Below are 12,104 nucleotides of genomic sequence, written 5' to 3'. Positions count from 1 at the left end.
GATACCACAAACGTTCACTCTCAGAAACAGCGATGTATCGAGTTAAACAGTTGCTAGGAGGGCAACTGAGCTTAAGAAATTACAATGCACAGGTGGGTGAAACTTACGCGATGATAAAAGCGTTGAACAAGCTTACTGGGTCAGGTAAGCCTGAAACTTGTCATATTGACTAAAAAGAATGCGAAACGGGGTGCCTCTATCTTTAAATTTAATTACACAACAAAGCCGGTGTGAATTAATAAGTCATAACGGAGATATTTATTCGATTAAGATAACATTGACAATAGAATATGGGCTGCAGCTAATGAGGAGCTAATAGTACAGGGGGATAATGCAAACCTACCCTCTAAAGCTTTGGATCTTTTTTGACTTACTTAACCAGGCTTAAATGTGGTAATAAATTTCTATGGTTGGCATTTTATCTTTCTTTGGAATTTATTTGCTCAATGCAAATTACAAACAATTGGACATAATACGTCTCATCCGGTCAGCGAAGAGAGTTTATATTCTTTGGCGCAGAGAAGGATAATAAACCATTTAATTTTAAGGAAAGTAAAATGTTTAATTTCAAAAAAAATGTACTAGCATCAGTTCTTCTTATGGGTATGGCAGCAAGCGCAGGTGCTAACGCAGCTTCAAATGCTACTGTTCTATGGAGCGGCATTGTTCCAACAACTAGCGCATCAGATGCTCTTGTTATCACTGGCCTAGCAGGTGATACAACAGCGCTTAACGGTGCTATCACTGCAAGCTCAGACGGTGTGTTTGAATCAGATACTATCGTACTTGAGTCTCACATAAATGATGGTGATGCCGATGCCGAGATTCCTGTTGTAGGTGCACTAGCTTCAGCTAACTGGACTCTAGTTGATGCATCAGTAACTTTTGACGGTCTCGCAAACCCGTCTCAAGCTGTTGAAGTTGAAGTAAATGGTGCACCAGTGGTCGTTGGTGATGTTGTTCCTGGTGTAGAGACTATTTCAACTAAAATTAAGCAGACTGCTGTATTACCTGAAGCTGAAGTAGGTGGAACTACTGTACAAGCGTCGCTAACGGTTATGGCTGACCTTGTTTAATTTGTAGGAAATTTCCGATTTAAAGGCTCGTAATAATTACGAGCCTTATCTTACTGCACGGTAGTTAATATGAAAAAAGTCTTAATACTATTGGCTTGCATAAGTATGAATGCTGATGCCGCTTTTAAAGTGCTTAACATTACCACGAGCCTAGACGTAGGAAATCTTTATACAAACTCAATTACTTCTGTTGAGTTTGTTCCTGCAGTTTTGGAGTTAGCATCAAAGCAAGATAAAACAAAGTTTGATGACGTTAATACCACATTAAGAATTGAAACAGATATTCCATTTGAGTCTTCGGATATTCCTTATGTTTCAACGTTGACGAAAAATACGTCAACTTGTACTGACTACTCTGGAGTGAGCAATGTTCAGGATGATTTCGTTCAATTAACGATTGATGGGCAAAGCATATCGGAGGGAGAATCCGTCTCTTTTTTAAATTTCAATTTAAATGATGGCGATAATAAGTACAGTGAGCATGACATTGTATTAAATTTTAAGTCATTTAAAGATATCACCACAACAGGCCAACCGGAGAGATGTAATGGTGAGATAGAGTTCAATATTGAGGTAGATGTATAATGTTCAGGTTCAAACTCACAACAATGGCAATTTTAATGCTAATGCCTTTGTATTCTTATTCAAGTTATAGCCAAAATATTCCAGAAGGTTTTGAAGAACTGTTTGAATTGAAAGAATCAACGGTCCGTATGCGTAACTTAGATGGTTCCCTTACTTCACCGATCCCATTTTTAACGTCGTTTAACACGTTAAAATTAGACTCGGATAATAAAAAAGCGATCGCACAGGTATCTGACTATTTAAATGATAATGCAGTGTCGGCTGAGTACCAGCAGAAAATCATAGAACAATTAATGGTTGGCATACAAGATCAGTCTGAGTGTTTAGGTAAGCTCGATAAATGTAAGTTGTACCCAGAAACATTTGAAATTGTTCATAACTATAACGATCAAGAAGTCTATGTTTTTGTATCCGCACAGGCATTGTCATTTTCGAACATCGATGAGGAACTGGTATACCACTCGCCTCTGAGCCAGCACAATGGGTTAATCAATTCATTTGATCTGTACGTGAGTGAATATCAAGATCAAGACTCAATCGTTTCTTTAAATAATGAAACGACACTTGGACTGCCTTACGGATACCTCAAGACGGATTTTAATGCAAATAACAGTGATAACGGTTCTGAATTGTATGAAGCGGCGTATCACTTAGATGTCGATTCTTACTCAATGAAAGCGGGCCATTTTGAATTTGAGCCAGAGGTTAACTCTACCGATTTCTTGAATAACACTGCTCGTGTTGCTCAAAACTCGATTACGGTAGGTACCTCTAAAAAGTTACTAGTAGGTGGGCATAATAACGATAAAGTTTTAAGCTTTTATGCACCAACAAGTGGTGGAGTACAAGTATCCCGCGATGGTCGATTAATTTTTCAAGATAACGTACCAGAAGGGCAAAACTCAATTCCTTACAGCAAGTTACCATCAGGTCGCTATGAAGTCGTGCTGGAAGTGACGAGTGGTGGACAAGTTATCAATACCCAGACTTATCAAGTATATAACACCAAAAGTGACTCTCTGACTCAAGGGGAAGTGGATTTCGTTGCTAGTGCCGGTATGTTTTCAGGAAGCCATTACGACTACATGGAACATGGCATTCAAAACATTGAAGATGATGTTTTTGGCAAGGCATTAGCTAACTACCAACTCTCCCGTTCACTACAAATAGGCTTGGGCGGATTGGTAACGGATAGTGGCACCATGTACTCCGTTGGTGGTGCATATAATCTGATTGATTGGGATTTGAGTACCGAAGCCGTTTACAGCCAATTCGAAGATGCATCTCACTTGAACGCTAATATTGGTATCCCTTATTTAAGTCTCTCTTACGAATCTTTAGATAATCAGCTTGGAGATCCAGTTGCTTCTTATATGTACGGATATGCCGATTATTCACGTCTATCGTTGAATTCTTCGTACAGCTTCCGTGGTGGGCAATCTGTGTATGCGGTTTACTCGCTTAATAACGACAAGCTGCTAGACAATTTAGGTAACTCGGATGAACAGGAACAGCAGTTTATTTCCGTTGGTTACAGCACGCCCACAGTTTTAGATTCTCGAGTTAATATTAACGTCGATTACTCTGAGGCAACGGACGACACATCAATTAATTTGTTATGGAGTGTTCCGTTGTCAGACACCGTAGAAACCATCGTGGGACTGACGAGTGATAGTGATGACATTAATCAATTTAAAACAACCGTAAGACGAAATGAGTTAATTGACTCAGACTCATTTAATACGTCGCTTGAGGTGAGCAACACCTACAATCGACAACAAGATGATATGTATCAAGATGCATTATTGGCGACAAGCGGCACGACTAAATACGCTCGAATGAACGCCTCCGCCCATACGTCAACTAATGGCACGAATGGTATCAATGCAGGTTTGTCTAGTACACAAATAGTGACAACTGACGGTGTTTATATTACCGATAAAGCAGCAACATCTTATACGCTTGTCGATATTCATCAGTCGCAGAACACAGAGCAGGCGCTTGATGAGAAGGGTTACTTCTCTCTTAAAAAAGAAGGGAAAAACAACAGTAAGTTCATCGTATATAGCGATGAAACCATTGTGCCTTTGGAATCTTATAGTCAATATCGCGCGAATTTTGATTCAGAGAGCGTTGACCTTTATAACTCTGGTGATAGCAATGTAACCGTGTTTACACACCCAGGAACGGTTGCTTCTATAGAGCCAAGAGTCAGTCGAATAGTTTCGTTCGTCAGTGCTTTTAATGACATCTCAGAACAACCGATTACAGAAGTAGAGTGTCATGGAGAAGGTTGTATTGAAGTTAATGAAATGGCCGATGGTGTTTATCGAGTAACTGTACTGGAAGGCATGGACTTTGAATTGTCAGCGAAAGAAAGCCAGTGCTTATTGCCTTATGAGTTTACTTCAACAAATCAGATGAACTTTGGGCAAAACTATTGTTTGCCAATAGCTCAAGACAAACAGATAGACTTGATTGATGCAGATGAACGGCTACAAGCGATGTATTTAGGTGCATACGAAAGCTCGACTCAACTGAATAAAGCGCTTAAAAAGCTCGAGTCACACGGTTATCGAGTTATTCAGAAAGAAGTCGGTTCGTTTAAGGCAATCTATATAGCTCATGAATCTATAAACATGGCGGAAACAATAGCGCTTCATAAAAGAGATATCGATCAGTTAAAATTGCTGGCAAAGCGATTTTATCGCACCAACGCCATTACATACCCTGTCGCACAAGCTAATTAAGGAGAGCGAAATGAAATCCAATAAAATTCTATTAAATTTAGTATCACTCACCGCCATATTGTTATCTATAAGTGTACAAGCTTTTACGGTAGATAAAATGGTTATTGTCTCTGATGATAAAGGGAACGGTATCGTTACGTTAACCAACGACGAGTCTCAACCAATATTTGTCCAAGCGAAGGTTGATGAGATAAATATTGTTGACGGAGAGCAGGTAGAAAAAAAACAGTACACAAGAGACAACTTAAACGATTGGAAGGTGTCATTAACTCACCAGAAATTGGTTTTGAAACCCGGAGAAGAGAAAGACGTTGGCATACGTAGTTTATGCCACAACGCTGCATGCGATAATTCGCAAGATTTGATGTTTATGTTGTCTTTTTCTCCAAGTAAATACAGGCCTGATGAAGTAGTGAGTGGTGTGGAAATTAATTACGGATTCGCACCCGTTTATATTATTCCTACAACACAGCCGAATTATGCTTACGAATTGACCAATAACGGTGGCAGCCTGAGAGTCGAAAATAAAAGTAATACTATGCTCAACTTTTTTGTTGATGCATGTAGCGCTGTAAATACAGCCCAATGCAAACAAAAATTTACTGTTGTCTCGGGAAGAAATAAGACGTTTCCTCTAACTGAAACTATGCAAAATAACGAGTTGACCATCACCGTGACATCTCACGACAAAAGCTATTCAAAGAAAGAAACGGTGACGAGAGGAAAAATCTAATGTCTGGACGTATCCTATATATTGCAGCATTTATTGCATTAATGACGACAAATATGGCTCAAGCAGCGTTTGAAATTCGCGCGGAAGTGAAGGCTGGTGGTGTTCGCTGGGACAATGTGACACGTTACAACGGTAAAATGCTGCCAAGTAAGTGGGAAACTCCTTCTATGCTGCAGGCTTCAGAAGCGTGGGCGGCAGCGACGTTTTCGGGCACCCCCCCAACTTCGATGACATTAACTGGCGGGAACGGGAATACCTCGCCTGCTATACCGGTCCATATATCAGGAGTTCAATATAATACCACTGGAATTGAATTTGCGCAGTCAGCGAATACGGTGGGTGGAGGGTGCACAGTTGATGAAGTGTCATTACCAATTGTTACTGTTGAAGGTGCGAACTGTGTTTCTTCTGTTCGATTGATTAATAAACAAAAATCGAGCCCATTTATTTTCCTGAGACCTATTTTCGATATTAACGAAAGTGAAATAGTGTCGGCATTAAGTGGACTACCAGAGGGGCTATATTCTGCCTCAGTACCGATAAGTATTCGTTACTACTACGAAAATGACGGCATTATGACTTATCGTAACATCAATGAAGTGATGGTGTTTTCATTTGATTATCAGCCTGTTCAACTCGACAGCGTTTTTGTAAGTGGAGATGGTGTCATGACGCCGGACTACGACACAATTGGTAAAAGAATAACATCGACGACGTCATTTGATATCACAGCGAACGGTTATTTTAATGACGGAATTGTTTTAACCATGCCCCAACAGTCATACGAATTGGTTAATTCAAATAGCCCTGGTGTGGTTATTCCTTATAGCATAAATTGCGTTCAGTGTGACCCTCGTAACTTAATCAATGAAGGGGAATTAAGGAATCAAACCACGGCTATTTCAGAAGGTGCTGGAGTGAAAACAAGCATCAACTTCACGTTGGACTTTGATTACGATATCGAGGGCAGCTCAGCTGTTTCCGGTGATTATTTTGATGAAGTTACGATCATGTTGGAGCCTGGTATTTAATATGAAAAAAATAAACCTAATGACATCGATTGTCGCTGTGGTCTTATCCATTAGTACGTCAGCAGAGGATCTGCCTATTCAGATGAGTGGCGGCATGACGCTTTCTGCATTTGATGACAACATGGGACAGACTGAAGCGGTTGGTTACAAGGCTTCGGTTGGATATAACATTAATGAAAACGTACTATTTGAACTTGGCTATGCTGATTTTTCTGCCTTTTCTGACCCTGGAATAGATAGCCTCCGAGCGGTGATGATTGAAACAGATTTACTGTTACCTGTTAGTGATTTTGCTTCATTATATGCAGGAGTCGGAGGGGCGCTTTCTAGTGATGATACCAATTTAACGGCATCACTTGGTCTTAAGTATCATTTGGGTCAAAATTGGTATGCCGACTTTGGTTACCAAGGCGTCTTTGATTTGGTTCGTCAACAAGATGATCTATACGCGTTTAATGCATTATTGGTTTATCGTTTTTCAAGCAATGAAGCGGCAGAGGGCCTTTCAGATATTAATCCAAGGCCCAATGTCGAACAGCCTGTTGAAGATCCGACCCAAGTAACAACGGCGGAAACCCAATTGGCTGCTATTATCCCAATTAAGAAAGCCCCATCGTGTCAGCAGCGTTTAATTGAATACCGAGTAGCTTCTAGCGACCATTTACTAAAAATAGCAAAAACATTTGATATTTCATTGGATGAATTGGTCGAAGCAAATCAATACCTTTATAACCGTAATTTAAATCTTATTTACCCTGGTGAGAAAATAGTTTATCCCAAAATTGTCTGTTTAGAGTAAATTGTCTGTTTATATTAAATTTCCTTCCTTGAAACAGAAACACTGCCATTTTGGTCAGTGTTTTTTTTTCGTAGATATAAAACATTGACTGTCTCTAAATATCACCTGTTAAAAATCGATTTTAGGAATGCTATTTAGTTTACTTTAAGGTTGTCTAGAATTTACCTTTCAATTCATCAAGTTAGAAAGTAGAATTATGAAATTAAATTACTTATTTATCTGTACAGCATTAATATCATCAGCAACCGCATACGCTCAGCCAAATCAAAGCGATGTATTTGTCGGGCTACAATCCGGCTATAACTTTGCAGATGAAGTTAAAGATGTTGATGAGATGAAAGACAGTTGGCTTCTCGGTATCTATGGTGGCTATCAATGGAACAAGAACTGGAGCGTTGACCTCGGTTACCAACATTGGGACACCTTTGATGCTAACAACAATGCCTCAGACATTGAGACAAGTATCATCCAGTCTGGTGTTCGTTATGACTGGGTGTTTTTAGAACAATGGTCTGCGTTTGGTAAAATCGGTGCTGCATATTGGAATCTAGACAATAAAAGCAATCAGTCGGGCAGAAAGCAGAGTGACTCAGGCGTTTCGCCAATGGGTGAATTAGGTTTAGCATACAATATTTCAAGACATTGGCAGGTGAATTCTAGCTACCAATACGTTCACGAAGTAGGTGATAACTCACCTTCGATTGGGTTGTTTAATAACCACAGCGCACTGTTAGGGCTAAAATATCGATTTGGATTGGGTAAGGAAACATCGAATGAAGTTATTGAGAGTCAGCGCCCTAGTCAACTAATCGAACCTACCGTTGTTGAAAGCAAACTAAAAGAAGAGTCAGAAGAGGTCGAAAATACAAATAAAGTACCTTTAGTGCTACCTACTAGCGTTGGCATCGATTCGTTTGCGGTGTCGAGTTATGAGTTATCAAAAGTACAGGCCTCTAAGGTAGATAAAATCATTCAATTGATGAAACAGAGGCAAGAGTTGCAAGTGATTATCGTTGGCCATTCTGACAATGAAGGTTCGGAAACTTTGAATAAGCAGCTAGCAGGAAAGCGTGCAAGTAGTGTTGCTCAATATCTTGAAAACGCACAGATTAGTCGTGATCGAATGAATGTCTTTTCTGATGGCGAGACCAACCCAATCGCAGATAATAATACTAATGCTGGACGTGCCAAAAACCGTCGCGTTAATATCAGATTTGCTTATAACTAGATGATTATGTTGACATAAATACAAAGGGCACAATTGTGCCCTTTTTACTGTTTTCTGCATCTTAAATTTTATAATCTTTTCATTTTTGACACCTTGCATCCCGCATCCCGCATCCCGCATCTTAGAAATTGAGAAATGCCCAATACCTTCAAACCTGAACGCGCGATACTCCTCACCAATCGAGCTACTCACCTTTTATCGGTTGGGCTCGTAAATATGCCAATTAATACCTCAGTTATATACATGAAGGTCAAATATAAGAGAGCGGAGTAATGATCGGATCAAATATTTTAAACATGTATGTACTAATTCTTTTCGCGCTTGGTGTTATATACGCACTCAGTAAAATAGACGAGTAACATCAATAAATATATCATTTTTAGTAGAGAGAAACATGAGAATTAAATCTAATCTATTCACAGTATTCGTAATTAGTGCGGCAATGACTTCTACCGCAGCCAATGCTTTTAATGTCGATAAAATGATAGTCGTCGCGGATCAAAAGGGCAATGGTGTCGTGACACTTATTAATGACGAGCCTCACCCGATTTTTGTTAATGGAAAAGTAGAAGAAATTCAAGTGGTTGATGGTGACAAGATCGTTCGCCATCGTTATACAAGAAATAACCTGAATGATTGGAAAATATCTCTTACGCATCCAAGGTTAGTTTTAAAACCTGGTGAAGAGAAAGACGTGGGTATTCGTAGTTTATGTCACAACATGTCTTGCGATAACAGCAAAGATTTGATGTTTATGCTGCCTTTTACTCCTAGTCGTCATAAAGAAGAGGGAGAGAATATTCACGGCGTCGAGATAAACTATGGTTTTTCACCGGTTTATATTATCCCAACGACAATGCCAAATTTTGATTATAATATTTACAATCAAGGTGAGGATTTACGCATCGATAATAAGAGTAATACGTTAATTTATGTCGATGTTAATTCATGTAACGTCGATAATAATGTGCAATGTAAGCAAAAGTTCACTGTTATGTCAGGCAGAGATAAAACGTTTTCTCTATTGAGCGGTGTTCAAAGAGAGCAGCTTAATGTGACTGTCACGTCTTATGATAAGAGTTACTCTAATGGAATAAAGTTAATTCACTAAGAGTAGCTAATTATATTATAAATTATTAAATATCTATTTTAACTGGTTGATTTTAATTTGGGGTGGTTGCTCTTTGATAAATTTAAAAAATAACAGATATGGCATTTTGATTTATAAAAAATAACATATGCCTGATGTGTTTTTGTTAGCCAAGGGTAATATGAAATTTAAAAATGTATGAAGAAATTAGTGAGAAAAACTATGAACGACTTAAATAAAAACTTGAGGTGCGGTATAGGTCCGAGCTTAGCTTTTGCAGTAACACTTGGTCTTGTTGGGTGTGGCGGCGATGGCGGCGAAAGTAGTACCGGGCAGTCTTCTGAAACTCAATTAGCAACAGTTTCAGCTCAAAATGCCACTTACTCAACTGGTTATTCAGAATTATTTGAAGTTGACCTATCATCAAAGGTTTTTTCATCTACTGGCGGTGGTTTTGCGCTGAGTGAAGTAGAGGTCTTGTCTAACGATAATAGCTGCCAAGTAGAAAGTATGACAGAAACTGGGTTTGTAATTCAGGCCTCTGATACCAAGGTGTGTGATTATCGGTATCATGTGACCCCTAGAACATTGTCGCCAATGGGGCGTGTGGCTGAAGCGCCAATGGCAATGAGTGATAATAGTAGTGGAGAAGATTCGAACTCTGCGATCGCACGCATTGCGGTAAGTAGCGATCCTAGCTCAACCGAATTGGTTCCAGTGAGCGCGACAACACTGATTAACGAAGATGTGAGCATTTCACTGAAAAGTGAACTGGATAAAGTCGGCTTTACATTAGGTGACGAGTTTGTATTAACGGAGCTTACACTGCCGTACGCTCGTTCTAGTTCAGTTAAAATAAATGATACAGATGATCAGGTCTTGGAATATACACCGCCGCAAGGTTTTACCGGCATTGACCGTGTGCTCTATACCTTCGAAGATTCAGGGAACGGCTTAGTATTAATGGGTGTTTTGGATATCGCAGTAGGCTATGAGGCGAACCAAGGCTTTACGATTAATGATCCTATTGAATATCCCGATGCTGTTAACGTCTCTACGGAAATAGAAATCGACATCAGTGAATTTGTAACATCTGATGATGGTGATGATTATCAATTAGTTTACGTTAATACATTCAACGCCGAAGCAGCCTCTAAAGATCCGCTGAACACCGGGAACAAAAAGATCGTCTTTCAAGCATCAAAGCCGGGCTATCACTACATAAGTTTTGCCGTCAGTGATCATAATGGCGTTTATGATATGGGTTTGATTCGTGTAGAGGTTGTAGACCCAAACCAGTCAGGTAAATGGGGAGACATTCCTTATTTGGCGGATGTGTTTACTGCGCCCCTTACTGCGGTTGACGCAGCAAATCAAGGCCTAGCTTACGATGCCAAACTCAGTGATACAGGGTACTCGCCGGCAATCGACATGGCAGGGGGGCGTTACCCAACAGCGGTAGAGTATTGTCAGCAAAGCGGTGCTTCGCTGCCAACGGTAGAGGAACTTTCGCAGATGGGAACAAACATCAATGTGCAAACTCTGCACAATTGGCCTGCGGAATACACGTACCTTGCTTATGACGATGTGGCTGAAGAGGCTAAGTGGGTAGACTTGTCTGACAGTGGCAGCGTTCAGACGGGAGCCCTTAGTCCGACAGGCTATTACTATGCGACATGTCTCAAGCAAGGTTTGATTCAGGTGCAACCAGACTCAAGTACAGAGGTAGTGGCGAATGGTACCGATGTTGGTACGGTCTCTGTGGAGCTGAAACTGGGCGATGAAGTTAGGCCAGATACGCAAATCAGTGCATCGGTCACTGGTGCTGACGCAACACTTTATCCTGAGACGCAAACAACCGATAGCCAAGGTATTGCTGAGTTTACATTAACCAGCACGAAAGCTGAGACGGTGACCGTAACTTTTGATGTCGGCGGTGTGACTCAAACTCATGAAGTAACATTTATCGGTGATGAAAAGACCGCAGGTGTGACATCGGAAGCGACGATCAACAACGCTAATTACACCTCAGTTGAAGGTAACCAGGTAACGGCAACCCTGAAAGATGCCTATGACAACCCGCTAGAAGGTTATTCGGTTACGTCAGAGGTAAGTAGCGGCGAGCACCCTGATACGTCGGAGACAGTCACCCCCCTTTTGCAGGTAGAGACGACAGAAACCGATGCTCAGGGCGAGCAAAAATCCCGCGTAAAATGGGATCCCAAATACCAGACACCAAAAACCACAATGACGTTTGATGTCACCTCTTCTTACACCACCACAGATGGCATACTTTCTGATTCAACCAGCCAAGTGACGTTTAATGCCCATGTTTGTGGGGGGCAAGTCGGCGATGATGATAAAGCAAACGCCGCGGGTGACTGCATCAAAGTGGCGGAAAACGGCGGAAAGCTGTATACCGGAAACCCAAGTGTCCCCTTTTTACAGGCTATAGACTACGCTGGGTATAGTCTTTCTTACACGGAGTCTGGTAGCGAAGGCCCTAGCGGCGGTGTGTTTGCTCGTTTCTATCACTCTGAGGCCGACCAACTTTGTACTCAATATAACAACATTAACCTCCTAGGTAAGAGTAATTGGCGTTTAGCAACGAAAGATGAGTTGGTGAGTCTTTATAGCACTTATTCAAATATGTTTGCTGCGAAGGGTTGGGCGTCCTTCCACTACTACTGGTCGTCGACGCCTGATGGTTCCCGCTACTACAACGTGCGCCTCACCAATGGCCACGTCGGCAGCAGCTACCCATCCTTTCAGACCTACGCCTCGTGCGTATCAGGTTTTTAGGGTTTAACGT

The 12,104-nt window shown here is 40.8% G+C and carries 9 protein-coding genes and 1 pseudogene; all 10 read left to right on the top strand.

The genetic code is table 11. The features are described 5' to 3' along the window. Window positions 1-173: pseudogene (locus ATB74_RS17955) on the top strand (IS5/IS1182 family transposase); the annotation flags it as partial. A 384-nt stretch (window positions 174-557) separates the two neighbouring features. Further along, window positions 558-1,076, top strand: coding sequence for a hypothetical protein (locus ATB74_RS17950; protein WP_061019326.1), 519 nt, complete (start codon window positions 558-560; stop codon window positions 1,074-1,076). 69 nt (window positions 1,077-1,145) lie between these two features. Beyond that, the gene (locus ATB74_RS17945) at window positions 1,146-1,661 is read left to right on the top strand and encodes a hypothetical protein (protein ID WP_061019325.1); all 516 of its coding nucleotides are present in this window, start codon (window positions 1,146-1,148) and stop codon (window positions 1,659-1,661) included. Beyond that, complete coding sequence (locus tag ATB74_RS17940) at window positions 1,661-4,411, top strand: TcfC E-set like domain-containing protein (RefSeq protein ID WP_081090142.1); 2,751 nt, start codon at window positions 1,661-1,663, stop codon at window positions 4,409-4,411. The genes ATB74_RS17945 and ATB74_RS17940 overlap by 1 nt, the downstream gene beginning before the upstream one ends. Before the next feature lie 10 nt (window positions 4,412-4,421). Further along, window positions 4,422-5,144 (top strand): hypothetical protein, encoded by a 723-nt coding sequence (locus tag ATB74_RS17935; RefSeq protein ID WP_061019324.1) that lies wholly within the window; start codon window positions 4,422-4,424, stop codon window positions 5,142-5,144. Beyond that, window positions 5,144-6,175: a hypothetical protein gene (locus ATB74_RS17930; protein WP_061019323.1), complete on the top strand. Its 1,032-nt coding sequence runs from the start codon at window positions 5,144-5,146 to the stop codon at window positions 6,173-6,175. The genes ATB74_RS17935 and ATB74_RS17930 overlap by 1 nt, the downstream gene beginning before the upstream one ends. Window position 6,176: 1 nt before the next feature. Further along, window positions 6,177-6,974 (top strand): LysM peptidoglycan-binding domain-containing protein, encoded by a 798-nt coding sequence (locus tag ATB74_RS17925; protein WP_061019322.1) that lies wholly within the window; start codon window positions 6,177-6,179, stop codon window positions 6,972-6,974. Between the two features lie 196 nt (window positions 6,975-7,170). Next, the gene (locus ATB74_RS17920) at window positions 7,171-8,202 is read left to right on the top strand and encodes an OmpA family protein (protein ID WP_061019321.1); all 1,032 of its coding nucleotides are present in this window, start codon (window positions 7,171-7,173) and stop codon (window positions 8,200-8,202) included. A gap of 442 nt (window positions 8,203-8,644) precedes the next feature. Beyond that, a complete protein-coding gene (locus ATB74_RS17915) occupies window positions 8,645-9,313 on the top strand; it encodes a hypothetical protein (protein WP_155645155.1) in 669 nt (222 codons plus the stop codon). Window positions 9,314-9,514: 201 nt separating this feature from the next. Then, window positions 9,515-12,094 carry an Ig-like domain-containing protein gene (locus ATB74_RS17910; RefSeq protein WP_061019319.1) on the top strand — a complete coding sequence of 860 codons (2,580 nt, stop codon included), beginning with the start codon at window positions 9,515-9,517 and terminating at the stop codon, window positions 12,092-12,094. Window positions 12,095-12,104 lie beyond the last annotated feature (10 nt).

The sequence above is a fragment of the Vibrio splendidus genome (assembly GCF_001557875.1).
Taxonomy (GTDB): Bacteria; Pseudomonadota; Gammaproteobacteria; order Enterobacterales; family Vibrionaceae; genus Vibrio; species Vibrio splendidus_F.
Note: the sequence above shows the minus strand (reverse complement) of the source record. Positions and strands in the feature narration are given on the sequence as shown.